We start from the raw sequence: 24,253 nt of genomic DNA, 5'->3' as shown, positions 1-24,253 counted from the left end.
AGACCGAACTGCCGCTCGGCGGCGCCGCCGCGCCGGTGACGCCGGAGCAGGAGCGGCTGGCCCGGGTGGCGTTGACCCGGCTGTTCGAGCCGGGCAGCGCCGCGGTCGGCCGCTGGTTGCGCTCGCGCCCGGCGGTCGAGCTGGTGGAGCTGCTGCGTGGCGGCGGCACGCACCGGGAGCTGAGACTCGATCAGCAGCGCCTGGCAGTCCTGCGAGAGCGCCTGGCGCTCGTCGATCCGCCTGCCGACCTCGAACGCCTGCACTCCCTCGGCGGCCGGTTCCTGGTGCCCGGCGACGCCGAGTGGCCCAGCCAGCTCGCCGATCTGGCCGACGCCGCGCCGATCGGCCTCTGGGTCCTGGGTACCGGATCGCTGCGCCTGCTCGCGCTGCGCTCGGTTGCCGTGGTCGGCGCCCGCTCCTGCACGGCCTACGGCGCGCACGTCGCGACCGAGCTGGCGGCAGCGCTCGCCGAGCGTGGCTGGGTGGTCTGCTCGGGAGCCGCCTATGGCGTGGACGCGGCCGCCCACCGGGGTGCGCTGGCGGTCGGTGGCATGACCGTGGCGGTGCTCGCCTGCGGGGTCGACGTGCGCTACCCGCGCGGCAACAGCGAGTTGATCCGCCGGATCAGCGAGCAGGGCCAGCTGGTCAGCGAACTGCCACCGGGGGAGCACCCGAACCGCTTCCGGTTCGTGCTGCGCAACCGGGTGCTCGCCGCGCTGACCCGGGGCACGGTCGTGGTGGAGGCGGCGCCGCGCAGCGGAGCGCTCAGCACGGCCCGGCGGGCCCAGGAGCTCAACCGGCACACGATGGGCGTCTGCGGTCCGGTCACCTCCGAGCTCTCGGCCGGCGTGCACGCGCTGATCCGTGGCGGTGGCGCGACCCTGGTCACCGACGCGGCCGAGGTGATCGAGCAGATCGGCGCGATCGGGGCCGACCTGCCGCCGCCGGCCCGCTCCCGACCCCGGCCGCGGGACCTGCTGCACCACAGCGCCGCCCTGGTGCTGGAGGCGATCCCGGCCGGACCGCTCGGCGCGCCGGTCGGTGAGCTCGCGCTGCGCGCCGCGCTCCCCGCTGACCAGGTGCTCAAGGAGCTCTACGAACTGTGCTCGCTGGGATTCGTCCAGCGGGCGGGATCGCACTGGAGGGTGATCCGTTGACAGCTGACGAATCGTGCGGCCGCAGGCGCTCGTTGATGCGGTCACGGGCGCCCGGGCCGCGCGACGGTGCCGCGCTCCGTCCGGAGAACGCTCCCGCGACCGAGTGAACGCCACCGGAACGGGCGACGGCCAGTGGTGGTAGCGCTGTGCAAGGACTTGGTCACGCTACGCTCGCCAATGGCTTCCCTATCAGCACATGACTCGGCAGAACGGCGCAAACCCACGTATGCCCACACACATTCCCGGACACAGGGTGACCAGTGCCGGCCTGCCCTCGGGGGGCTCCGGCACCGACTCGCGTCCCGCCCCCGGTGCCCGGCCCGCGAAGCCCGTCCTGCCGACACCGACTGTGGCGAATCCCCTGGGGACGCCGGAGCCGTCGGGCGGGGACGCGTCACCGAGCCTGGCGCCACCACCGAACGCGGCGCCTCCCCCGAGCGGGGCGGACGGTCCGCCGGGCAGGCCACGGTCGGGCACCCCATCAGTCCCACTAGACCAATCGGCCTCCCCGGTTTCGCCTGCCCCGACGGTCCCCTCGGGCGGCGTCGCTCCTGCCGCCGCAGGCACCGCTGCTGCCGAGCTGCCCAGCCGGGTTGCCGAGACGCCGGCCAGTGCCGCCGACCAGAACACCGCGGCCGCCGCCGAAGCGGCTGCGCCCGCAGACCAGGCGCCCTCTGCTGCCGTCCTGCCATCGGTGCCGGCGACCGAGGGGCGATCGCGAGCCCGCAGACGCGCGTACGTGCGAAATCAGAGCAGCGGGGTAGGGCGGGCGCCGCTGGTCGCCACGACACCGAGCGCGCTGGCCTCGGTGCCGTCGCCCGCCCGTGCGGGCGCGCGCCGCGACGGCGCAGGCCTGGTCGACGCCGGCCAGAGCGGCGGTTCGCCCACCCTCGAGGCGATCGGCCCGCCGACCGGCCCCCGGCGCCAGCCAAGCCCGTTCGCACCCGGTGCCGTGTCGTCGGGCAGGCTCGGGCGGCAGGCCGGTCCGATGGTCACCACGTCGACCGGTCCCGGGCCGGCTGCCGCTGCGACACCACCACCGGCCGGCGTGCCGACACCCGCGCCCCCCGGCCCGCGTGCTCAGCCTGGTCGGCCGGCGGCTCCCGCCGGTCCCGCCGGTCCCGCCGTGCCGAACAGCTCACCACCCCCCGCGCCTACCACCACGCCGTCGACGCCGGACACCCTCGGCGCCCCTGTCGCCGCGCGCAGCGCCACCGCGCCGAAGCTCAGCGGGCTCGAAGCACTCTGGCGCTCCTACAAGAGCACCGGTGACGCCAATCTCCGCGAACAGCTGATCCTCCACTACTCCCCACTGGTCAAATACGTGGCCGGTCGGGTCGGAGTCGGTCTGCCGGCCAATGTCGAGCAGGCGGATTTCGTCTCGTCCGGGATCTTCGGTCTGATCGACGCGATCGAGAAGTTCGACCTCGACCGGGCGATCAAGTTCGAGACCTATGCGATCAGCCGGATCCGTGGCGCGATCATCGACGAACTGCGGGCGCTGGACTGGATCCCCCGCTCGGTCCGGCAGAAGGCCAAGGCGGTGGAGCGGACCTACGCCACCCTGGAGGCCCGGCTGCGGCGGACCCCGCACGAGCCCGAGGTGGCCGCCGAGATGGGAATCGCCATCGAGGACCTGCACGCGATCTTCAGCCAGCTCTCGCTCGCCAACGTGGTGGCGCTGGACGAACTGCTCCACCCGGCCGGTGAGGGCGGTGAGCGGCTGAGTCTGATGGACACCCTGGTGGACACCGGAGCCGACGACCCGGTCGAGATCGCCGAGGACCGTGAGCTGCGCAAGCTGCTGGCGCGCGCCATCAACACCCTGCCCCAGCGGGAGAAGACCGTGGTGACGCTCTACTACTACGAGGGCCTGACGCTGGCGGAGATCGGCCAGGTCCTGGGCGTGACGGAGAGTCGGGTCAGCCAGATCCACACCAAGTCCGTGCTGCAACTGCGGGCGAAACTGACCGATCTGCGCTGACCGATCGGCCCTGACTGATCAGTGCTGACCGATCGGCGCTGACCGGTCCGCGTCGCCTGATCGGTGTCGACCGGCCCGCGACGGCAGGCCCGCGACGACCAGCCCGCGCCCGGCCGAGCCGCACCCTGGCGTTTGCGAGGGTGCGCCGCCGTCCCGGTGGCCCGGCTGGCTCCGTACAGTGGGACGGTGCCGAAGATCCGAGCCGCCACCCTGGCCGAGCATCGTCAGCTGCAACGTGCCGCCCTCCTGGACGCGGCCCGCGCGCTGCTGACGGAGGGTGGCGTGGAGGCGCTCACGTTCCCCTCGCTGGCCGCTCGCACCGGGCTGGCCCGCTCGTCGGTCTACGAGTACTTCAAGTCCCGGGCCGTGGTGGTGGAGCAGCTCTGCGAAGTCGACTTCCCGCTCTGGGCGGCGGAGATCGAGGCCGGCATGGCGGCCTGCGACGGCGCGGTCGGCAGGCTGGAGGCGTATGTCCGCGGCCAGCTCGCGCTGGCGGGCGACCCGCGGCATCGGGCCATCGTCGCGCTCTCCGCGATGGAGCTGGACGAGGCCGCCAGGCGCCGGATCCGCGCCGCCCACGCGGAGCTGGTGGGGTTGGTGGTGGACGCGCTGGACGAGCTCGGCCACCCGGAGCCGCGCCTGGCGGCGACGCTGTTGCAGGGCGTGGTGGAGTCGGCGGTCAGATGCTCGCAGGGCCGGTCCGCCACCGAGCGCGCCCTGATCACCGACACCGCCGTCACGCTCGCGCTGCGCGGGCTGGCCACCCTGGGCCCGAGCCGAGGCCCCGCCGTCCAGGACGGCCAGGACGGCCAGGCCTGCGGCTGAGCCGCCAGCGCCAGTGCCGGTGGGTGCGGCGGCAGCAGCCTGGCCCGCGCGGCACCGAGGAGCGCGAGCGGGTCGAGGTAGCGATCGCCGCGCAGCAGCCCCCAGTGCAGGCAGTCCGCCGCGCAGTGCCCGCCGCCCGGTGCCAGCTGCCCGATGACCTCGCCCGCCGCCACCTGACTGCCGACCGGGGCACTCCCGATGACCGGCAGGTAGGTGGTGCGCAACGGTGGGGCACCCGTACCCGGGTGAAGCACCGTCACCACCGGACGTCCGGCGACCTCGCCGACGAAGGCGACGGCCCCCGGCGCGGCGGCCCGCACGGGCTCACCGCCGGCCGCCGCGAGATCGACCCCGCGATGCCCGGCGGCCCAGGGCGCGGGCGGTGGCGCGAACCGCCGCAGCAATCCGCTCGGCCCGCCGACCGGCCAGGCCCGCCCGGGATCGAGCCCGACCGCCGCCGGTACGCCGTCGCCGTGCGCAGTCGCCTGCGCGGCCGAAGGATCGATCAGCACGCAGAGCACGCAGAGCACGCAGAGCGCAGACAGCACGCAGAGCAGAGCGGAGGCGGTGCGGAGGAGGGCGAGGGGAAAGACGGCGGCGTAGCCGGACCGGGTGCGCAGCGAAGCTCTCATGCTCGCGAGGTTCCACCCGCTCGCCCGCCCGCGCGGCGCCGGTCCCGAAAGCTGTGGAGAACCCGGCCCCTGTGGACAACGCCCTTCACCCACATCGCCGCAGCTGCCTTGTGATCATCGGACGAGCGACCATCTTGTCCACCGCACCCGCGCAGAGTCGCCCGTTACTCGGCGCTTCCCGTACACTTCACACGCGACCCGGCTCACCGGGTCGACTTCGCACGCCCCGCCACCGGCGATGACGCGCGCGGACCGCCGCCTCCGGCCCGGTTCGCCGCCCCTCCGGTGCGAGTGCCGCTCGGTCCTTCCGAGCCTGTCGCGGCCCCGCCGCCCAGGCACGGCGGCTCGGCACGTCGGGGCGTCAGGCGTGACGGTCACCCGACCGGCACGGACAACCGAGCAGACCCGGTCGCCGCCGAGTGCCGCGAGGCAGCAACGAGCGCCGGGCGCAACACCTGAGGAGCACGGCCATGGCCGTCGTCACGATGCGGGAGCTGCTGGAGAGCGGCGTCCACTTCGGTCACCAGACCCGTCGTTGGAACCCGAAGATGAAGCGCTTCATCTTCACGGAGCGCAACGGCATCTACATCATCGACCTGCTGCAGTCGCTGAACTACATCGACCGCGCCTTCGAGTTCGTCAAGGAGACCGTTGCCCACGGCGGCAGCGTCCTCTTCGTCGGCACCAAGAAGCAGGCCCAGGAGGCCATCGCCGAGCAGGCCACCCGCGTGGGCATGCCCTACGTGAACCAGCGCTGGCTCGGCGGCATGCTGACCAACTTCCAGACCGTCTACAAGCGCCTTCAGCGGATGAAGGAGCTCGGCGAGATCGACTTCACGGACGTGGCCGGCTCCGGCCTCACCAAGAAGGAGCTCCTGGTCCTCGAGCGCGAGCACACCAAGCTCGAGAAGACCCTCGGCGGTATCCGCGACATGCAGCGCGTTCCCAGCGCCGTCTGGATCGTGGACACCAAGAAGGAGCACATCGCGGTCGGCGAGGCCCGGAAGCTCAACATCCCGGTCGTCGCGATCCTCGACACCAACTGCGACCCCGACGAGGTCGACTACAAGATCCCGGGCAACGATGACGCGATCCGCTCCGTCACCCTGCTGACCCGCGTGATCGCCGACGCCGTCGCCGAGGGCCTCAAGGCCCGCGCCGGTGTCGCCAAGGGCGATGTCAAGGCCGAGCCGGGCGCCGACCAGCCGCTGGCCGACTGGGAGCAGGACCTCCTGGCGACCGGTGAGGCGAAGGCCGAGGAGGCCCCCGCCGCCGACGCCGCTGCCGAGGCCCCCGCGGCCGAGGAGGCCCCCGCCGCCGAGGCCGAGGTCGTTGCTGAGGCCCCCGCCGCCGAGGCGCCGGCCGCCGAGGCCGAGCAGGCCTGACGTACCGAGGTGAGGGGCACTCGCCGGTACGCACCGGCGAGTGCCCCTCTCTCCACGTACCGGGGCTGAACCAGCAGCCCCGGCACACCCACACCGCAGACACGCGAGACGCGAGAAGAGATTCACACCATGGCGAACATCTCCGCCGCGGACGTCAAGAAGCTCCGTGAGCTCACCGGCGCCGGCATGATGGACTGCAAGAAGGCTCTCGACGAGGCCGAGGGCAACGTCGACAAGGCCCTTGAGCTCATCCGCATCAAGGGCCTCAAGGGTGTCGCGAAGCGCGAGGGCCGCACCGCCGAGAACGGTGCCGTCGTCGCTGTGATCGCCGCCGACGCCAAGTCCGGTGTGCTGGTCGAGCTCAAGTGCGAGACCGACTTCGTCGCCAAGAGCGAGAAGTTCGTCGCGGTCGCCGACACGATCGCCGCGCACCTCGCCAAGGCCGCCCCGGCCGACCTGGACGCCGCGCTGGCCTCCGAGATCGAGCCCGGCAAGACCGTCCAGCAGTTCGTGGACGAGGCCAACGCGAACCTGGGCGAGAAGATCGTCCTGGACCGCTTCGCCCTGTTCGCCGACGGCTACGTCGCGGTCTACCTGCACCGCACCTCTCCCGACCTCCCGCCGCAGGTCGGCGTCCTGGTCGAGCTCGACAAGGAGAACGTGGACGTCGCCAAGGACGTCGCGCAGCACATCGCCGCCTTCGCGCCGAAGTACCTCTCCCGCGAGCAGATCCCGGCCGAGGCGCTGGAGAACGAGCGTCGTGTCGCCGAGGCCACCGCTCGTGAGGAGGGCAAGCCCGAGGCTGCCCTGCCGAAGATCGTCGAGGGTCGCGTCACCGGCTTCGTCAAGGAGAACTCCGTTCTGGAGCAGGCCTTCGCGAAGGACAACAAGAAGACCGTCGCCAAGGTCCTCGAGGAGAACGGCGTCGCCCTCAAGCGCTTCGCCCGCTTCCGCGTCGGCGCCTGACCCACGTTCACCTGGTTCCCGCCTAAGGTAGGAACCGCCGCCGCAGCTGGACTCCAGTGAGTCGGCACCAGAACGACGAGGAGGCCATTGCCGTGCAGGAGACCGTACCGGTTCCCGCGGCAGTGGCCTCCTTGCGTGTATGCGCGGGCGGCCCGGCCGCACAGCAAGGCCGACGGCCCGCGCAGCCGGGCCCGGGGGCCGCACACCCCGGCCCGCGAGTCAGCAGGTGAATAGCCTGTGAACCAGCAGGTGTAGAAGGAGAAGTCGATGGAGAAGACGCAGGAGTCCGCGCAGGACGGCACCAGCCGTCGCGTTCTGCTCAAGCTGTCCGGTGAGGCGTTCGCCGGCGGAGGCGGCCTCGGCGTCGACCCCGATGTCGTCCACAAGATCGCTCGCGAGATCGCCACGGTGGTCCGGCAGGGCACCGAGGTCGCGGTGGTCATCGGCGGCGGCAACTTCTTCCGCGGCGCCGAGCTGCAGGTCCGCGGCATGGACCGGGCCCGCTCGGACTACATGGGCATGCTCGGCACCGTGATGAACTGCCTGGCGCTGCAGGACTTCCTGATGAAGGAAGGCATCGAGACCCGGGTCCAGACCGCGATCACCATGGGCCAGGTCGCCGAGCCCTACCTGCCGCTTCGGGCGATCCGGCACCTGGAGAAGGGCCGCGTGGTCATCTTCGGTGCGGGCATGGGCATGCCGTACTTCTCCACCGACACCACCGCCGTGCAGCGCGCCCTGGAGATCCACGCCGAGGTGCTGCTGATGGGCAAGAACGGCGTCGACGGCGTCTACGACTCGGACCCCAAGACGAACCCGGACGCGGTGCGTTTCGACGCGCTGGAGTACTCCGAGGTGATCTCGCGTGATCTCAAGGTCGCCGACCTGACCGCGATCACCCTGTGCAAGGACAACGGCCTGCCGATCCTGGTCTTCGAGCTGCTCGCGGAGGGCAATATCGCTCGCGCGGTGAAGAGTGAGAAGATCGGCACACTCATCAGCCAGGATTCCGTCCGGGCCTGAGCAAGCAGCAGCGCCGCCGCCCCGCGACGGTGGGGCATTTCAGTACGCCACGAGGCAACCGGACAGGGAGCAGACTGTGATCGAAGAGACCCTCCTCGAGGCCGAGGAGAAGATGGAGAAGGCCGTCGCCGTCGCCAAGGACGACTTCGCCGCCATCCGCACCGGCCGGGCCCACCCGGCGATGTTCAACAAGATCGTCGCGATGTACTACGACGCCCCGACCCCGATCAACCAGCTCGCCTCGTTCTCCGTGCCGGAGCCGCGGATGGCGGTCATCACCCCGTTCGACAAGAGCGCGCTGCGCAACATCGAGCAGGCGATCCGTGACTCCGACCTGGGCGTCAACCCGTCCAACGACGGCAACATCATCCGGGTGACGTTCCCGCAGCTGACCGAGGAGCGCCGCCGGGAGTACATCAAGGTCGCCCGCGGCAAGGGCGAGGACGCCAAGATCTCCATCCGGACCATCCGCCGCAAGGCCAAGGACGCCTTCGACAAGCTGGTCAAGGACGGCGAGATCGGCGAGGACGAGGGCCGTCGCGCGGAGAAGGAGCTCGACGACACCACCGCGAAGTACGTCGCGCAGGTGGACGAGCTGCTGAAGCACAAGGAAGCCGAGCTGCTCGAAGTCTGATGAACGATGCCCCCATGGCCCCCGGCGAGAGGGGCGCTTCCCCGCAGACCCCCGTGACACCGCGCTCGCCGTTGGTGGACCGGGGGCCCCGACCCCCAGCGCAGGAGAGTCCGGTGGCCCAGCCCGAGCCGCAGCAGCCCCGCAAGCAGCGCGGCGGCCGCAACCTCCCCGCCGCGATAGGGGTGGGGCTGGGCCTGGGGGCGGTGATCATCGCTTCGCTCTTCGTGGTCAAGGTGCTCTTCCTGTTCGTCGTGGTCGCGGCGGCCTCGGTCGGCAGCTGGGAGCTGACCAGCCGGCTGGCCGAGCGCAAGGAGATCCACGTCGCGCAGGTCCCGCTGCTGCTGGGCGGCGTGGCCATGCTGACGACCGGTTACTGGATCGGCCCGCAGGGCGCGGCGGCCGCGCTGGCCCTCACCGCGCTGGCACTGATGATCTGGCGGATGACCAAGCCGCCGGAGAACTACCTGCGCGACATAACGGCGGGTGTCTTCACCGCCTTCTACGTGCCCTTCCTGGCGACCTTCGTGGCGCTGATGCTCGCCGCCCACGACGGCCCGCAGCGGATCGTGCTCTTCCTGGTGGTCACCATCTGCAGTGACACCGGGGCCTACGCGGTCGGTTACAAGTTCGGCCGCAACAAGCTGGCGCCGACGATCAGCCCCGGCAAGACCCGTGAGGGACTGGCCGGCGGGATCGGCCTGTCGATGCTGGCCGGCGCGCTGCTGATGCAGTGGATCATCGACGACGGCCACTGGTGGCAGGGCCTGATCCTGGGTGGCTGCGCGGCGGTCATCGCGACCCTGGGCGACCTGGTCGAGTCGATGATCAAGCGTGATCTGGGCATCAAGGACATGGGGACGCTGCTGCCCGGGCACGGCGGGATCATGGACCGGCTGGACTCGCTGCTGCCGACCGCTCCGGTGGTCTGGCTGCTGCTGGCGGCCTTCGTCGGCAGCTGACGACCAGCTTGGCAGCAGGGCCCTGGACGGCACCGCCGGCCGGGGCCTTCGCGCATCTGCGACACTGGTTGAACCATGCCTGCACCCGGAGAACTCACCTTTGTCGCGCCGCGTGGCGCCAAGCCCCCGCGACACCTCGCCGACCTCAGCCCCGCCGAGCGCAAGGAGGTCGTCGCCGAGCTGGGCGAGCAGCCGTTCCGCGCCAAGCAGCTGGCCAACCACTACTTCGGCCGGCTCTCCGCCGACCCCGCCTCCTGGACGGACATCCCGGCGGCCGGCCGCGAGAAGCTGGCCGACGCGCTGCTGCCCGAGCTGATGTCGGTGGTCCGACACGTCTCGTGCGACGAGGACACGACCCGCAAGACGCTCTGGAAGCTCTTCGACGGCACCCTGGTCGAGTCGGTGCTGATGCGCTACCCCGACCGGGTGACCATGTGCATCAGCTCGCAGGCCGGCTGCGGGATGAACTGCCCGTTCTGCGCCACCGGCCAGGCCGGGCTCACCCGCAACCTGTCCACCGCCGAGATCGTCGAGCAGATCGCGGCCGGCATGCGGGCGCTGAAGGCCGGTGAGATCCCGGGCGGCGAGGCGCGGCTGAGCAACGTGGTCTTCATGGGCATGGGTGAGCCGCTGGCCAACTACAACCGGGTGCTGGCCGCGATCCGCCGCCTGACCGACCCGGCGCCCGACGGCTTCGGCCTCTCCCAGCGCGGCATCACGGTCTCCACCGTCGGCCTGGTGCCGGCCATGAACCGACTGGCCGACGAGGGCCTGAGCTGCCGCCTGGCGCTCTCGCTGCACGCGCCGGACGACGAGCTGCGTGACGAGCTGGTGCCGGTCAACACCCGCTGGAAGGTCGCCGAGGTGCTGGACGCCGCGTGGAACTACGCGGAGAAGTCCGGTCGGCGGATCTCCATCGAGTACGCGCTGATCAAGGACATCAACGACCAGGCCTGGCGGGCCGACCTGCTCGGCCGGCTGATCAAGAACCACCGGGTGCACGTCAACCTCATCCCGCTGAACCCCACACCGGGATCCAAGTGGACCGCCTCCCGGCCCGAGGACGAGCGCGAGTTCGTCCGCCGGCTGGAGGCGCACGGCGTGCCCACCACGGTGCGCGACACCCGTGGCCAGGAGATCGACGGCGCCTGCGGTCAGCTCGCGGCCGCCGGCTGACGGCGAGCCCTCAGGTCAGCATCCCGGCGCCCAGCACCGCGGTCAGTGCGCCGGTGGCCAGCACCACGCTGCCGGCGGCCGCCCAGCGCAGCATCGCGGCGCCGAAGAGCAGTCGGGGCGAGGCACCGAGGCGCAGGAGCGCGGTGCTGCCGGGGCGGCGCAGGGCTCGCAGCTCGGCCAGCCGGGCCAGCACCGCCCCCACCATGCAGCCGGTGGTCAGCAGTGCCTCGGCGGCCGGCAGCAGCCCGGTGCCCTCGGCTCCCGGCGCCACCCAGTGCCGGACCGAGGTCAGCACCACCGCCACGGTGAAGGCCAGCATCGCCAGCGGCGCGCTCAGCTCACGCGCCGCGCCGGTCAGCCCGCGTCCGGCCAGCAGCCGCTGCGGGCTGGGGCGGCCGAGCGCCAGCAGCCACCCGGTGCCGGCCAGCAGCGGTCCGGTCAGCAGCGCCAGGCCCAGGGTGGCCACCGCCCAGCCGCCCAGCAGCGCGGCGTTGGTGTGGCCGAGGTCGGCGGGCAGTCCCAGGGTGCGCGGGTCGTAGGCCGCGGCGGGGCGCAGCGCGTAGAGCTCGGTGAGGATGCCGCCGATCGTCAGCAGGACGGCCGCCGAGGTGCGCACCGGCCCGAAGTGGCGGGCCCGGTCCGGCTCCTCGCCGCCGGGCAGCCGCTCACCGGGGCGGACCGCGGCGGCTGCGGCCAGGCCGCCGGCCAGCGGGAGCAGCGCGAGCAGGGCCACCGGTGCGGCGGGCGGCAGTGGCACGCCCATGCCCAGCTCGGGGGCCAGGCTCGGCCCCGCGATGTTGTTGCGCAGCACCAGGAAGAGCAGCAGCGTGGCCACCGCGCCCAGCGCGCAGGCGAGCGCCAGCTCACCGGCGATCAGCAGCCGGATCCACCGCGGCCCGGCACCGGCGGCGGTCAGCCCGGCCATCCGCTCGGGCCGCTGGGTGGGCAGCGCGCGGGCCGCGATGGCCGTGAACCAGCCGATCGCCAGCAGCGGTGGCAGGCACCAGAGCAGCCGCTCCAGCGTGGCGTGCGCGCCGGGCGGGTCGCTCAGGGCGCGGCCGAGCGCCCGCAGCAGGAAGGCGGCCACCACGGCGGCCGCCGTGGCGGTGAGCAGCCAGCGGCCCAGGTCCAGGACCCGGTATCCCCTGACCAGGCGGAGATAGAACACCTGATAGTCCTTCAGTCCGTCAGAGCGCGAGGGCTGGGCGGCTGCCCGGCACGGGGCTGTTCACTGCCCGGCCACCACTGCCGCCGCGCGCCGTACCGGGGTGGCCGGAGCGGGGGTGCGGCCGTCGACCAGGGCCACCGTCCGGTCCGCGTACTTGGCGAGTTCCGGGTCGTGGGTGGCCAGCACCAGGGTGAGCTGGTGGGAGCGGGCCGCGCTGGTCAGTATCCGCAGCACCTGGTCCTGGGCCTCGCGGTGCAGTGGCGCGGTCGGGTCGTCGGCGAAGACCACCCGGGGGAGCGGGGCCAGCGCGCGGGCCACTGCGATCCGCTGGCGCTGGCTCTGGACCAGCTCGGCGGGGCGGCGCTTGGCGCTGTCGGTCACGTCGAGCCGCTCCAACCAGTCGTCGGCGGCGCTGTAGGAGGCCTTGTGGCCGGCCCCGGCGAGCAGCAGGGGCAGGGCGACGTTCTCCCGGGCCGTCAGCTCCGGGACCAGGTGGGGCTGTGAGCCGACGAAGCCGAACCGGTCGCGGCGCAGCTTCTCCCGCCCGGCCCGGCTGAGCGTGTGGACCGGTGAGCTGTTGAACCAGACCTCCCCGGAGTCCACCGGCAGCAGCGCCGAGAGGCAGCCGAGCAGGGTGGACTTGCCGCAGCCGCGGGCACCGGTGATGGCGAGCACCTCGCCCTCCCGGACCGCGATCGAGACGTCCCGCAGCGCCGGGGTCCCCTGGTGGGACTTGACGATCCCCCGGGCCCACAGCACGTCGTTGTCGGGCGGGGCCGCTGACATGGAATTCCTCCGCCGGTCCGAGAGAGCTCTGCCCGGGTGCCGCACCGCGGGTGCTGCACGGGGCAGGGGAATGACAGTCGTCAGATTAGAACGACAAGGTCGTGTTGCGGTTGCGGCACACGGGGTCCAGCTGGGGTAAACCCGGACGAACTATCAGCAGATCAGTGGGAAAAACACCGCGGGGCGGTCCCGGCAGCCCTGAGGAGGAGGCTGCGCGGGACCGCCCCGCGGGGCGAGGGTGGGTCAGATCGCCTTGGCGATCAGATCTTGGCCCACGCGTCGGTGAGGCTGGTCCGCAGGATCTGCTCGATCTCGTCGAAGGTCGACTGGTCGGAGATCAGCGGCGGGGCCAGCTGGATGACCGGGTCGCCACGGTCGTCGGCGCGGCAGTACAGGCCGTTGTCGAAGAGCGCCTTCGACAGGAAGCCGTAGAGCACGCGCTCCACCTCGTCGTCGTTGAACGACTCCTTGGTGACCTTGTCCTTGACCAGCTCGATGCCGTAGAAGTACCCGTTGCCGCGCACGTCGCCGACGATCGGCAGGTCGCGCAGCTTGTTCAGGGTGCCGAGGAAGTTCGCCTCGTTGTCGAGGACCTTCTGGTTGAGGCCCTCGCGCTCGAAGATGTCCAGGTTGGCCAGCGCGACCGCCGAGGAGACCGGGTGGCCGCCGAAGGTGTAGCCGTGCAGGAAGGTGTTGTCGCCCTTGTAGAACGGCTCGGCCAGGCGGTCCGAGATGATCGTGGCGCCGATCGGGGAGTAACCCGAGGTCATGCCCTTGGCGCAGGTGATCATGTCGGGCTGGTAGCCGAACTTGTCGGCGCCGAACATGGTGCCCAGCCGGCCGAAGGCGCAGATGACCTCGTCCGAGACGAGCAGCACGTCGTGCCGGTCGCAGATCTCGCGCAGCCGCTGGAAGTACCCGGGCGGCGGCGGGAAGCAGCCACCGGCGTTCTGCACCGGCTCGACGAAGACGGCGGCGACGGTCTCGGCGCCCTCGTTGAGGATCGCGACCTCGATCTCGTCGGCGCACCAGCGGCCGTAGGCCTCCGGGTCCACCGTGCCGTCGGGGCCCTGGAGGAACGCCGGGGCGCGGTAGATGTTGGTGTTCGGGGCCTTGTGGGTGCCCGGCACCAGCGGCTCGAACGGGGCCTTCAGGCCCGGCAGGCCGGTGATCGACAGGGCGCCCTGCGGGGTGCCGTGGTAGGCGACCGCGCGGGAGATGACCTTGTACTTGGTCGGCTTGCCGGTCAGCTTGAAGTACTGCTTGGCGAGCTTCCAGGCGGTCTCGACCGCCTCGCCGCCACCGGTGGAGAAGAAGACCTTGTTCAGGTCGCCCGGCGCGTAGTTGGCCAGGCGCTCGGCCAGTTCCACGGCCTTCGGGTGCGCGTAGCTCCAGACGGGGAAGAAGGCGAGCTCCTTGGCCTGCTTGGCAGCGGCCTCGGCCAGCTCCTCGCGGCCGTGGCCGGCCTGCACCACGAACAGGCCGGCCAGGCCGTCGAGGTACTTCTTGCCGTTGGAGTCCCAGATGTAGGTGCCCTCGCCCTTGACGATGGTGGGTACGGGGGACTTCTCGTACGACGACATGCGGGTGAAGTGCATCCACAGGTGGTCGTAGGCGGTCTTCGAAAGGTCCTTCGGTGCCGGGTCGGCGCTCATCGGGTGCCCCAGGTGTAGGTCTGTTTCCGGAGCTTCAGGTAAACGAAGCTCTCGGTCCTCCGCACGCCGGGAAGCGCACGGATTCGCTTGTTGATCATTTCGAGCAGGTGCTCGTCGTCCTCGCACACCAGCTCGGCCAGCAGGTCGAACGAGCCCGCGGTGCAGACCACGTAGTCGACCTCGTCCATGGCGGCCAGTGCGTCGGCGATCGGCTCGATGTCACCTTCGACGGTGATCCCGACCATCGCCTGTCGGGTGAATCCGACGGTCAGCGGGTCGGTGACGGCGACGATCTGCATCACGCCCTGGTCGAGCAGCTTCTGGACCCGCTGCCGGACGGCGGCCTCGGAGAGGCCGACGGCCTTGCCGATGGTCGCGTAAGCCCGGCGGCCGTCCTCCTGCAGCTGCTCGATGATCGCCTTGGAGACGGAGTCGAGGGGAACGCTGCTGTTCCGGTCGCGGTTGGCCACGCGGCCACTGTGCCTGATCGACGAAGTGTTCGCAAGTGCCTGCGCTGCTGATTTCGTTGCGCGGCTCGGAAAACAGCACGGATTTCATTGCGATACATGCACGACTCTGCCGAGAACAGCATGGAACGGGCTACTCTGGCGAGGTCACGCGCGCGCGTCCCCCCGGGGCGTACGCTCCCCACCAGTGGACCGTGTCCCGCCCAGCCCGGCCACCCGGCGCCCGGGCCCGCGGCCCCACTGGCACAGCCCCCCGACGGATCGGCCGCCACCGCGCCGACCGCAACCCGAGGAGAGAGTCGTGAGCGACCTTCGTACGCTGCGCAACTACATCAACGGCCAGTTCGTCGATGCGGCCGACGGCCGCACCCTGCAGATCGTCGATCCCACCACCGGCCAGGCGTACGCGACCTCCCCGCTGTCGGGCGCGGCCGACGTCGACGCCGCGATGGCCGCGGCCGCCGCCGCCTTCGAGATCTGGCGCGACGCCACGCCGTCGACCCGGCAGAAGCTGCTGCTGAAGATTGCCGACGCGGTCGAGACCCGGGCCGACGAGCTGGTGGACGCCGAGTGTCGCAACACCGGCAAGCCGCGCGGGCTGACCAAGTCCGAGGAGATCGGCCCGATGGTCGACCAGATCCGCTTCTTCGCCGGCGCCGCCCGTCTGCTGGAGGGCAAGGCCGCCGGTGAGTACATGGACGGGATGACCTCGATCGTCCGTCGCGAGCCGGTCGGTGTCTGCGCCCAGGTCGCGCCGTGGAACTACCCGATGATGATGGCGGTCTGGAAGTTCGCGCCGGCCATCGCGGCCGGCAACGCCGTGGTGCTCAAGCCCTCCGACACCACCCCGGCCTCCACCGTGCTGCTGGCCGAGATCATCGGCGGCGTGCTGGCCGAGCTGGAGCTGCCGGCCGGCGTCTTCAACGTGCTCTGCGGCGACCGCGAGACCGGCAAGCTGATGGTCGAGCACGCCACCCCGGCCATGGCGTCGATCACCGGCTCGGTCCGGGCCGGCATCCAGGTCGCCGAGTCGGCCGCCAAGGACGTCAAGCGGGTGCACCTGGAGCTCGGCGGCAAGGCCCCGGTGGTGGTCTTCGAGGACGCCGACATCGCCGAGGCGGTCGAGGGCATCTCGGTGGCCGGCTTCTTCAACGCCGGCCAGGACTGCACCGCCGCCACCCGGGTGCTGGTGCACGAGTCCATCCACGACGCCTTCGTGACCGCGCTGGCCAAGGCCGCCGCGGAGACCAAGACCGGCGGGGTGGACGACGAGGACGTGCTCTACGGCCCGCTCAACAACGCCAACCAGCTGAAGCAGGTGGCCGGCTTCGTCGAGCGGCTGCCCGCCCACGCCAAGGTCGAGGCGGGCGGCCACCAGGTCGGCGAGACCGGCTACTTCTACGCCCCGACCGTGGTCTCCGGCCTGCTGCAGGACGACGAGATCATCCAGAACGAGGTCTTCGGCCCGGTCATCACCGTGCAGAAGTTCACCGACGAGGACCAGGCCGTCGGCTACGCGAACGGGGTCGAGTTCGCGCTCGCCTCGTCGGTCTGGACCAAGGACCACGCCCGCGCGATGCGGATGTCGCGCCGGCTGGACTTCGGCTGCGTCTGGATCAACACCCACATCCCGCTGGTCGCCGAGATGCCGCACGGTGGCTTCAAGAAGTCCGGGTACGGCAAGGACCTGTCCTCGTACGGCTTCGAGGACTACACCCGGGTCAAGCACGTGATGACCGCGATCTGATCGTCGGGCCGGACCGCTCAGAAGAAAAACGGCCCCGGGGAGCACCTCCCCGGGGCCATTTCCATCCTGTCGCCGTTCCCGGTGACCACCTGACAAGATGGCGCTCCTCGTCGGTTCGCCCGTTGCCTACGCTGGCGGCCATGAGCATCCCCACTGCCGATCCCGCCGCCGGGCTGGCCGTCAAGGCCGCCGACCGCGCGCACGTCTTCCATTCGTGGTCCGCCCAGGCCCTGATCGACCCCCTCGCGGTGGCCGGCGCCGAGGGCTCGTACTTCTGGGACTACGAGGGCAACCGCTACCTCGATTTCTCCTCCCAGCTGGTGAACACCAACATCGGTCACCAGCACCCCAAGGTGGTCGCCGCGATCCAGGAGCAGGCCGCCAAGCTCTGCACCCTGGCGCCGGGCTTCGCCGTCGAGGCGCGCAGCGAGGCCGCCCGGCTGATCGCCGAGCGCACGCCCGGTGACCTCGACAAGATCTTCTTCACCAACGGCGGTGCCGAGGCGGTGGAGAACGCGGTGCGGATGGCGCGGTTGCACACCGGCCGGCAGAAGGTCCTCTCCACCTACCGCTCGTACCACGGCGCGACCGGGCACGCGATCGCCCTGACCGGCGACCCCCGGCGCTGGCCCAACGACACCGGCGCCACCGGTGTCGTCCACTTCTGGGGCCCGCACCTCTACCGCTCGGCGTTCCACGCCGAGACCCAGGCGCAGGAGTGCGAGCGCGCGCTCGCCCACCTGGAGCAGACGGTCGCCTTCGAGGGCCCGGGCACGGTGGCCGCGATCATCCTGGAGACCGTGGTCGGCACCGCCGGCATCCTGATCCCGCCGCCCGGCTACCTGGCCGGCGTCCGGGAGATCTGCGACCGCTACGGGATCGTCTTCATCCTGGACGAGGTGATGGCCGGCTTCGGCCGCACCGGCGAGTGGTTCGCCGCCGACCACTGGGGCGTCGTGCCCGACCTGCTGACCTTCGCCAAGGGCGTCAACTCCGGCTACGTCCCGCTGGGCGGCGTGGCGATCAGCGCCGAGATCGCGGCCACCTTCGCCGAGCGGCCCTTCCCCGGCGGGCTCACCTACTCCGGCCACCCGCTGGCTTGCGCCTCCGCGGTGGCCACCATCAACGCGATGGCCGAGGAGGGCATCGTCGAGCACGCCAAGCTGATCGGCGAGACCGTGCTGGGCCCCGGGCTGCGCGAGCTGGCCGAGCGCCACCCGTCGGTCGGCGAGGTGCGCGGGCTGGGCGTCTTCTGGGCGCTCGACCTGGTCCGCGACCGGGCCACCCGGGAGCCGCTGGTCCCCTACAACGCGAGCGGTGCGGCCAACGCCCCGATGGCCGAGCTGGCAGCGGCCTGCAAGAAGCGCGGGCTCTGGCCGTTCACCAACATGAACCGCTTCCACGTGGTGCCGCCGTGCACCGTCACCGTCGACGAGGCCAAGGCGGGCCTGGCCGTGCTCGACGAGGCGCTCACCCTGGCCGACGCGCACGTGAACTGAGACCGCCCCCCGATCGCCGGCCGGTCCGCGTCACCGCCGGACGGCGTCCAGCGCCAGCAGGGCGACGTGCAGGGAGAGACAGGACTCCACCTGGTCCAGATCCACCGCCAGGATCCGCTCCACCTTGTGCAGCCGGTCGTAGAAGCTCGGCCGCGACAGATGCGCAGCGTCTGCCGCGGCCGACTTGTTCCTGCCTTGTTCGAGGTAGACCCGCAGCAACTGCACCAGTTGCGAGCCGTGCTCCGCGTCGTGCGCCAGCAGCGGCCCCAGCTCCCGCTCCACGTAGGTCTGCAGCCGTGCGTCGTCGCGCAGCAGGTGGAGCAGTCCGCGCAGTCGCACGTCCGGCAGCCGGTAGTACGAGGCGGCCCGGGCGCCGGGCGCGTCGTGCAGTGCGGCGTCCGCCACCTGGGTGGCCTCCATCAGGCTGCGCCGGGCGTCGCGCACCGACCCGACCGAGGAACCGACCGCTATCACCGGCGTCGCCGTCTCCTTGCCGCTGTCCGTCACCAGCCGGCGCAGTGCCGCCGCGAACGCCTCCAGCGCGGTGTGCTCGTTCTGCTGCGAGCCGAGCGCGATCAGCAGGCCGACCCCCTCGTCGTCCAGCGCCCCGACCAGCGCCGAGAGCCGGCTGCCGCGTGCTGCGGCGGCCGCCAGCTCGGTGAAGTCGCGCAGCCGGGCCTGCGCCTCCAGCGCGGCCGGCAGCGCTCCGCCGCGGCGGCGCAGCACCACGCCGACCAGCCGCCGCCCGTCGAGCGGCACGCCCAACGCCTGGGCCCGCAGCGCGACCTCACTGACCGTCAGCGCGTGCGTCATGATCCCGGCGAGCAGCGTGCGATGGGTCTGCCGCTCCAGGCTCTCCCGGTCGCGCACCAGCAGCCGGTTGAGCGCCAGGGTCGCGGCCCCGCGCTCCAGCAGCATCGTGCAGGGGTGCGACTCCTGGTCGGGCAGCGGCCCCGGCTCCTCGACCAGCACCAGCCGACCCCAGTCCTCGCCCCGGGCGCCCACCGCCGTCACCAGCCAGCCGCTGCGCGGGTCGTAGCCGGTCCGGCCGGCCGGGCGCACCGCGCGCGAGCGGCGCTCCCACCGGTCCAGCAGCTCGTCCTCGGTGCGCCCGGCCGGGTCGTGCGCCAGCACTTGGTGGCTCAGGTTCTCCAGCACCACCGGCGCGCCCGCCATCCGGGCGATCTGCCGCAGCACCTCGGCCGGCTCGGCGCCCTCCACCGCCAGTTCGTTGAAGACCTGGTGCACCGCCTCCGAGGCCCGCAACTGCTCCAGCTGGGCGTTGACCACCAGCGCGTGCACCGCCTCGGTGACCGCCACGAAGCGCAGCTCCCGGCGCAGCGCGATCAGCGGCAGGCCGCGCTGCTCGGCGGCGTGCACCAAGGCCCGCGGCAGGGCGTCGAAGTAGCGGCGGCCGAACTCCACCACGAGCCCCGCCACGCCGATCTCGACCAGCTCCCGAACGTAGCGGGCCAGCCCCTCGCGGTCCTCGGGCAGCGCGATCCCGGTGGTCAGCACCAGCTCGCCGCCCTGCAGCATGCCGGCCACGTCCGGTAGCTCGCTCACGTGCACCCAGCGCACCGGGCGTTCCAGCCGGTCGGCCCCGGCCACCACCTGCGGCAGACCACGGCGCATCACGTCCAGATCGAGCACACGGGCGACGGTGGGCAGCATGGCGGCCTCCTGGACCTCGGGGACAGGGAACAAGGTGTCAGCTGAATCATGCATCCCCATGACGACCTGTTGCCCTCCTGCGGGCCTGGCATTCTGTAAGGCTCTTGGCGCCTCGGCTGTCGGGGTGACCCTTGCCCGGTCGTGGGACCGGCGGGCATCGTTCGGCGCACCGGAGCGGGTGGAATGGCCCGGAACGGACATCTGGAGGAGACCGAACCCATGGACCGCAGCAGTGTCGTGGATCTGAGCAGTTTCGCGGACGGCGCCCAGTACATCGGCGGCCGGCTCACCAGCGGGACCGGTGACGAGCCGCATGACGTGATCAACCCGGCGGACGGCAGCACGGTCCAGCGGGTCCGGCTCGCCTCGGGCGCCGACGTCGACGCCGCCGTGGCCGCCGCCAAGGCCGCGCTGCCCGAGTGGTCCCGCGCCACCCCCGGCACCCGGGCCGAGGCGCTGCTGCGGCTCAGCGCGGTGCTGGCCGACCGGGCCGAGGAGTTCGCCCACGTCGAGACCGCCCAGACCGGCAAGCCGATCAAGCTCTCCAGCGAGTTCGACGTGCCCGGCACGATCGACAACGCCGCCTTCTTCGCGGGCGCCGCGCGCAACCTCGAGGGCAAGGCGGCCGGCGAGTACTCGGCCGACCACACGTCCTACGTGCGCCGCGAGGCGATCGGCGTGGTCGGCTCGATCGCCCCGTGGAACTACCCGCTGCAGATGGCCGCCTGGAAGATCCTGCCGGCCGTCGCCGCCGGCAACACCGTGGTCCTCAAGCCCGCCGAGCTCACCCCGCTCACCTCGCTGATGCTCGCCCGCGCCTGCACCGAGGCCGGCCTGCCCGCCGGCGTGGTCAACGTGGTCACCGGCACCGGGAAGACCGCCGGCGAACGCCTGGTCGCGCACCCCGACGTCGCGATGGTCTCCTTCACCGGCTCCACCGGAGTCGGCCGGCGGGTCGCCGAACTGGCCACCGCGACCGTCAAGCGCACCCACCTGGAGCTCGGCGGCAAGGCTCCGTTCGTGGTCTTCGAGGACGCCGATCTGACGGCGGCCGTGCACGGGGCGGTGGCCGGCTCGCTGATCAACAGCGGCCAGGACTGCACCGCCGCCACCCGCGCCTACGTTCAGCGCCCGCTCTACCAGGCCTTCGTGGACGGGGTCGCCGAGCTGTTCGCCGCCATCCGGCTGGGCGACCCGCGCAACCCGCAGACCGACCTCGGGCCGCTGGTCTCGTACGCGCACCGCGACCGGGTGGCCGGTTTCGTCGAGCGGGCGCGCGGCTACGGCGCCGATATCGTCACCGGCGGCCTGGCACCCGCGACCGGGCACGACGGCACCGACCTGAGCCTGGGCGCCTACTACGCGCCCACCCTGATCACCGGCGTCGCCCAGGACAGCGAGGTGGTGCAGGGCGAGATCTTCGGCCCGGTGCTGGTGGTGCTCCCGTTCGACAGCGACGACGAGGGCCTGCGGCTGGCCAACGACACGCCGTACGGCCTGGCCGCCTCCGCCTGGACCCGTGACGTGCACCGCTCGCTGCGGGCCACCCGGGAGCTCGCGGCCGGCTGCGTCTGGGTCAACGACCACATCCCGATCATCAGCGAGATGCCGCACGGCGGGTACAAGGCCTCCGGCTACGGCAAGGACATGTCGCAGTACTCGCTGGACGAGTACACCCAGGTCAAGCACGTCATGTTCGACACCACGGCGGTGGCGCGCAAGGACTGGCACCGCACCGTCTTCGGCGACCGGAGCTGACCGCCCCCCCCGGCAGACCCGCCGCCCGCGCCGGCCGCCGTGCAGATCATTGCCCGAGATCGCTGTAAGAGTCCGCGCCCCAGCCCATCTCTCCAACCAGAGCGGCGGCCGACACAGCCCGCCGTCCGAACGACGGGAGCGCTGGCCATGGAGCAGACCGGACCGATCGCCGCCGCACTGGCCTGGCTGGCCGGCGCCGCACTCGATCCCGAGGCCTGCCGACGGGAGTGGGAGCGAACGGCCTCGGGCCTGGCGCTGCTGCCGGCCGGACGGCGCTGGGACGTGCTCCTGGTCCCCGGCAGGCTCGGCCGCCCGGCGCTGCGCCTGCTCCTGGAGCCGCCGGTGGTCCCGGGCCGGCGCAGACTGCTCGGCGCCGGCCCGGTGCTCTTCGACCCGGGGGACGACAGCCTCGGGTTCCTCGTCCCGGTCGGTACCGCCGCGCGGTGGGTGGGCACCGGCGTGCGGGCGGCGGGCGCCGGGGCGTGGGTGGTGGTCCCGCACCCCGCCCGGCGTGGTCCGGGGCCGAGCTGGCTGGTGGCGCCGGACGGCTCGGGGCGGCTCACCGACCCGGTGCCGCTGGAACTCGCGCTGCACGAGGCGGCAGCTGGGCTGGGCGGGCCCGGCGAGCACCTGTGAGGCGCCGGTGTCGCGGTGGACCGACGGGCTGTAAGACCGATCGGGGTATGCCCGTCAGTGTGCTCGTTGAGCGGCCCCGGAGCGCGGACCAGACTGGATGCTGAGCGCGATAGCCCCCGCTGAGCCTGACCTGAGCCCGACCTGAGCCTGACCCCTGGAGGCAGAGGAACTGTGAACACGCCCACTGAGCGCCAGGCCGGCGCACCGAAGCACGTCGTCCACTGGATCGACGGTGCCCCGGTGCCGACTGCCGGCGCCGCCCCCCGCCGTGGCGACATCTACGACCCGGCCACCGGACAGATCGCCGGCCAGGTGGACTTCGCCGAGATCGCCGAGGTCGACCAGGCGGTCGCCGCGGCCGCCGCCGCCTTCGGCGAGTGGCGCAACGCCTCGATCGCCAAGCGCACCTCGGTCCTCTTCGCCTTCCGCGAGCTGTTCAACGCCCGCAAGGACGAGCTGGCCGCGATCATCGTGGCCGAGCACGGCAAGGTGCACTCGGACGCGCTCGGCGAACTGGCCCGTGGCCAGGAGGTCGTCGAGTACGCCTGTGGCATCCCGCAGCTGCTCAAGGGCGGCTTCACCGAGCAGGCCTCCACCGGCATCGACGTCTACTCGATCCGCCAGCCGCTCGGCCCCGTCGCCATCATCTCGCCGTTCAACTTCCCGGCGATGGTGCCGATGTGGTTCTTCCCGATCGCCATCGCGGCCGGCAACACGGTGATCATCAAGCCTTCCGAGAAGGACCCGTCGGCGGCCAACTTCATGGCGGAGCTGTGGAAGGAGGCCGGGCTGCCGGACGGCGTCTTCAACGTCGTACACGGGGACAAGGTCGCCGTCGACCGCCTGCTGGAGCACCCGGACGTCAAGTCGGTCAGCTTCGTCGGCTCCACCCCGATCGCGCGGTACGTGTACGAGACCGGCACCCGCTACGGCAAGCGGGTCCAGGCGCTGGGCGGCGCCAAGAACCACATGCTGGTGCTGCCCGACGCCGACCTCGACCTGAGCGCCGACGCGGCGATCAACGCCGGCTTCGGCGCGGCCGGCGAGCGCTGCATGGCGATCTCGGTGCTGGTCGCGGTGGACCCGATCGGTGACCAGCTGGTCGAGAAGATCAAGGAGCGGATCGCCGGCCTCAAGGTGGGCCCCGGCTGCAATGGCGACAGCGAGATGGGTCCGCTGGTCACCGGCCAGCACCGCGACAAGGTCACCTCCTACGTGGAGTCCGGCCTCGCGGACGGCGCCGAGCTGGCCGTGGACGGCCGAAAGCACCCGATCGCCGACCAGGACGTGAACGGTCAGCCCACCGCCGACGGCTTCTGGCTGGGCCCCACGCTCTTCGACCACGTGAAGCCGGGCATGTCGGTGTACAACGACGAGATCTTCGGCCCGGTGCTCTCGGTGGTCCGGGTGTCCTCCTACCAGGAGGGCCTGGAGCTGATCAACGCCAACCCGTACGGCAACGGCACCGCGATCTTCACCAACGACGGCGGCGCGGCCCGACGCTTCCAGCACGAGGTGGAGGTCGGCATGGTCGGGATCAACGTGCCGATCCCGGTCCCGGTGGCGTACTACTCCTTCGGCGGCTGGAAGTCCTCGCTGTTCGGCGACGCCCACGCGTACGGCCCCGACGGCGTGCAGTTCTTCACCCGGGGCAAGGCCGTGACCCAGCGTTGGCTCGACCCCTCGCACGGTGGCATCAACCTCGGCTTCCCGACCAACAGCTGAGCGGACGTCGACAACGCCCTGCCCGCACCGGCCGGCCGACCCCACGGGGCCGGCCGGCCGGTGCCGTTCATGTGCCGTTTGCATGCGGGCCGTGAAAGGCGTAGCGTGTCCTAGTCGCTCGGCAGGGAGCACCGGACACGCGTCTGCGCGGACGGTCCCGGGGCGGCCACTCTCCTGGAACACCATCTCTCAGTACAACGTCCTGCTTTCGACGTGTTGCTTTTCGCGCACTGTCGGAGCTGGTCTGTTTTGCTGTGCCGGTAATTCGGTGAGTGCGGCTGGATTCGCTTTTCGGAGCGGGACTGGGCTAAAGTTCAACACGTCGGACGGGCCGTCAGGTCCGGTACGGCGAAGGCCTCCTGAGGCCGAAGCGGTGCGGAAGACCTGGTAAGGTTGG

The 24,253-nt window shown here is 71.8% G+C and carries 18 protein-coding genes and 2 pseudogenes; 14 read left to right on the top strand and 6 right to left on the bottom strand.

The features are described 5' to 3' along the window. Nucleotides 1–8: 8 nt before the first annotated feature. The 3 genes and pseudogenes from dprA to P3T41_RS32125 all read left to right on the top strand — a co-directional run bounded on the left by dprA (nucleotide 9) and on the right by P3T41_RS32125 (nucleotide 3,966). The gene (gene dprA, locus P3T41_RS32135) at nucleotides 9–1,157 is read left to right on the top strand and encodes a DNA-processing protein DprA (RefSeq protein ID WP_280694162.1); all 1,149 of its coding nucleotides are present in this window, start codon (nucleotides 9–11) and stop codon (nucleotides 1,155–1,157) included. Between the two features lie 1,234 nt (nucleotides 1,158–2,391). Then, a pseudogene (whiG, locus tag P3T41_RS32130) lies at nucleotides 2,392–3,141 on the top strand (RNA polymerase sigma factor WhiG); the annotation flags it as partial. Nucleotides 3,142–3,351: 210 nt separating this feature from the next. Then, nucleotides 3,352–3,966 (top strand): TetR/AcrR family transcriptional regulator, encoded by a 615-nt coding sequence (locus P3T41_RS32125; protein WP_280694161.1) that lies wholly within the window; start codon nucleotides 3,352–3,354, stop codon nucleotides 3,964–3,966. Between the two features lie 80 nt (nucleotides 3,967–4,046). On the opposite strand, the pseudogene P3T41_RS32120 reads toward P3T41_RS32125, so the two are convergent. Further along, nucleotides 4,047–4,598, bottom strand: a pseudogene (locus tag P3T41_RS32120) (M23 family metallopeptidase); the annotation flags it as partial. 470 nt (nucleotides 4,599–5,068) lie between these two features. Between P3T41_RS32120 and rpsB the strand changes: the two are divergent. From rpsB to rlmN, 6 genes are all read left to right on the top strand, one after another. After that, nucleotides 5,069–5,983 carry a 30S ribosomal protein S2 gene (rpsB, locus tag P3T41_RS32115; RefSeq protein WP_280694114.1) on the top strand — a complete coding sequence of 305 codons (915 nt, stop codon included), beginning with the start codon at nucleotides 5,069–5,071 and terminating at the stop codon, nucleotides 5,981–5,983. Nucleotides 5,984–6,112: 129 nt separating this feature from the next. Further along, nucleotides 6,113–6,949: a translation elongation factor Ts gene (tsf, locus tag P3T41_RS32110; RefSeq protein WP_280694113.1), complete on the top strand. Its 837-nt coding sequence runs from the start codon at nucleotides 6,113–6,115 to the stop codon at nucleotides 6,947–6,949. Nucleotides 6,950–7,216: 267 nt separating this feature from the next. After that, nucleotides 7,217–7,972, top strand: a complete 756-nt coding sequence (gene pyrH, locus P3T41_RS32105) for a UMP kinase (RefSeq protein WP_280694112.1) — start codon at nucleotides 7,217–7,219, stop codon at nucleotides 7,970–7,972. A 76-nt stretch (nucleotides 7,973–8,048) separates the two neighbouring features. Next, nucleotides 8,049–8,606, top strand: a complete 558-nt coding sequence (gene frr, locus P3T41_RS32100; protein WP_280694111.1) for a ribosome recycling factor — start codon at nucleotides 8,049–8,051, stop codon at nucleotides 8,604–8,606. Then, nucleotides 8,606–9,565: a phosphatidate cytidylyltransferase gene (locus P3T41_RS32095; RefSeq protein WP_280694110.1), complete on the top strand. Its 960-nt coding sequence runs from the start codon at nucleotides 8,606–8,608 to the stop codon at nucleotides 9,563–9,565. The genes frr and P3T41_RS32095 overlap by 1 nt, the downstream gene beginning before the upstream one ends. Nucleotides 9,566–9,640: 75 nt before the next feature. Beyond that, the gene (gene rlmN, locus P3T41_RS32090; RefSeq protein ID WP_280694109.1) at nucleotides 9,641–10,741 is read left to right on the top strand and encodes a 23S rRNA (adenine(2503)-C(2))-methyltransferase RlmN; all 1,101 of its coding nucleotides are present in this window, start codon (nucleotides 9,641–9,643) and stop codon (nucleotides 10,739–10,741) included. 10 nt (nucleotides 10,742–10,751) lie between these two features. On the opposite strand, the gene P3T41_RS32085 is transcribed toward rlmN, so the two are convergent. From P3T41_RS32085 to P3T41_RS32070, 4 genes are all read right to left on the bottom strand, one after another. Beyond that, a complete protein-coding gene (locus P3T41_RS32085; RefSeq protein WP_280694108.1) occupies nucleotides 10,752–11,909 on the bottom strand; it encodes a hypothetical protein in 1,158 nt (385 codons plus the stop codon). 60 nt (nucleotides 11,910–11,969) lie between these two features. Beyond that, nucleotides 11,970–12,695 carry an ABC transporter ATP-binding protein gene (locus tag P3T41_RS32080; RefSeq protein ID WP_280694107.1) on the bottom strand — a complete coding sequence of 242 codons (726 nt, stop codon included), beginning with the start codon at nucleotides 12,693–12,695 and terminating at the stop codon, nucleotides 11,970–11,972. A 260-nt stretch (nucleotides 12,696–12,955) separates the two neighbouring features. Next, nucleotides 12,956–14,350, bottom strand: a complete 1,395-nt coding sequence (locus tag P3T41_RS32075) for an aspartate aminotransferase family protein (protein WP_280694106.1) — start codon at nucleotides 14,348–14,350, stop codon at nucleotides 12,956–12,958. Next, on the bottom strand, nucleotides 14,347–14,820 hold the full coding sequence (locus P3T41_RS32070; RefSeq protein WP_035846077.1) for an Lrp/AsnC family transcriptional regulator: 474 nt from the start codon (nucleotides 14,818–14,820) through the stop codon (nucleotides 14,347–14,349). The genes P3T41_RS32075 and P3T41_RS32070 overlap by 4 nt, the downstream gene beginning before the upstream one ends. Before the next feature lie 298 nt (nucleotides 14,821–15,118). Here P3T41_RS32070 and P3T41_RS32065 point away from each other — a divergent pair, with 298 nt between their 5' ends. Together P3T41_RS32065 and P3T41_RS32060 are read left to right on the top strand one after the other, a co-directional pair. Continuing rightward, nucleotides 15,119–16,564 (top strand): gamma-aminobutyraldehyde dehydrogenase, encoded by a 1,446-nt coding sequence (locus P3T41_RS32065; RefSeq protein WP_280694105.1) that lies wholly within the window; start codon nucleotides 15,119–15,121, stop codon nucleotides 16,562–16,564. Between the two features lie 140 nt (nucleotides 16,565–16,704). Next, on the top strand, nucleotides 16,705–18,063 hold the full coding sequence (locus P3T41_RS32060) for an aspartate aminotransferase family protein (RefSeq protein WP_280694104.1): 1,359 nt from the start codon (nucleotides 16,705–16,707) through the stop codon (nucleotides 18,061–18,063). A gap of 30 nt (nucleotides 18,064–18,093) precedes the next feature. Here P3T41_RS32060 and P3T41_RS32055 read toward each other — a convergent pair whose 3' ends face one another. Next, nucleotides 18,094–19,737: a PucR family transcriptional regulator ligand-binding domain-containing protein gene (locus P3T41_RS32055; protein ID WP_280694103.1), complete on the bottom strand. Its 1,644-nt coding sequence runs from the start codon at nucleotides 19,735–19,737 to the stop codon at nucleotides 18,094–18,096. 219 nt (nucleotides 19,738–19,956) lie between these two features. Here P3T41_RS32055 and P3T41_RS32050 point away from each other — a divergent pair, with 219 nt between their 5' ends. From P3T41_RS32050 to P3T41_RS32040, 3 genes are all read left to right on the top strand, one after another. Then, entirely contained in the window at nucleotides 19,957–21,495 is a 1,539-nt protein-coding gene (locus P3T41_RS32050; protein WP_280694102.1) for a gamma-aminobutyraldehyde dehydrogenase, read from the top strand. A 147-nt stretch (nucleotides 21,496–21,642) separates the two neighbouring features. After that, complete coding sequence (locus P3T41_RS32045) at nucleotides 21,643–22,131, top strand: hypothetical protein (RefSeq protein WP_280694101.1); 489 nt, start codon at nucleotides 21,643–21,645, stop codon at nucleotides 22,129–22,131. Nucleotides 22,132–22,356: 225 nt separating this feature from the next. Continuing rightward, on the top strand, nucleotides 22,357–23,856 hold the full coding sequence (locus P3T41_RS32040; RefSeq protein WP_280694160.1) for a CoA-acylating methylmalonate-semialdehyde dehydrogenase: 1,500 nt from the start codon (nucleotides 22,357–22,359) through the stop codon (nucleotides 23,854–23,856). The last annotated feature ends 397 nt before the right edge of the window (nucleotides 23,857–24,253 follow it).

Origin of the sequence: Kitasatospora sp. GAS204B, assembly GCF_029892155.1 — a bacterium.
Lineage (GTDB): Bacteria > Actinomycetota > Actinomycetes > Streptomycetales > Streptomycetaceae > Kitasatospora.
Note: the sequence above shows the minus strand (reverse complement) of the source record. Positions and strands in the feature narration are given on the sequence as shown.

Excerpts from the sequence above, each read along its gene's own strand:
- rpsB (WP_280694114.1), top strand. The coding sequence starts at position 5,069 with ATGGCCGTCGTCACGATGCGGGAGCTGCTGGAGAGCGGCGTCCACTTC.
- tsf (WP_280694113.1), top strand. The coding sequence starts at position 6,113 with ATGGCGAACATCTCCGCCGCGGACGTCAAGAAGCTCCGTGAGCTCACC.
- pyrH (WP_280694112.1), top strand. The coding sequence starts at position 7,217 with ATGGAGAAGACGCAGGAGTCCGCGCAGGACGGCACCAGCCGTCGCGTT.
- P3T41_RS32095 (WP_280694110.1), top strand. The coding sequence starts at position 8,606 with ATGAACGATGCCCCCATGGCCCCCGGCGAGAGGGGCGCTTCCCCGCAG.
- rlmN (WP_280694109.1), top strand. The coding sequence starts at position 9,641 with ATGCCTGCACCCGGAGAACTCACCTTTGTCGCGCCGCGTGGCGCCAAG.
- P3T41_RS32080 (WP_280694107.1), bottom strand. The coding sequence starts at position 12,695 with ATGTCAGCGGCCCCGCCCGACAACGACGTGCTGTGGGCCCGGGGGATC.
- P3T41_RS32075 (WP_280694106.1), bottom strand. The coding sequence starts at position 14,350 with ATGAGCGCCGACCCGGCACCGAAGGACCTTTCGAAGACCGCCTACGAC.
- P3T41_RS32060 (WP_280694104.1), top strand. The coding sequence starts at position 16,705 with ATGAGCATCCCCACTGCCGATCCCGCCGCCGGGCTGGCCGTCAAGGCC.
- P3T41_RS32055 (WP_280694103.1), bottom strand. The coding sequence starts at position 19,737 with ATGCTGCCCACCGTCGCCCGTGTGCTCGATCTGGACGTGATGCGCCGT.
- P3T41_RS32050 (WP_280694102.1), top strand. The coding sequence starts at position 19,957 with ATGGACCGCAGCAGTGTCGTGGATCTGAGCAGTTTCGCGGACGGCGCC.
- P3T41_RS32045 (WP_280694101.1), top strand. The coding sequence starts at position 21,643 with ATGGAGCAGACCGGACCGATCGCCGCCGCACTGGCCTGGCTGGCCGGC.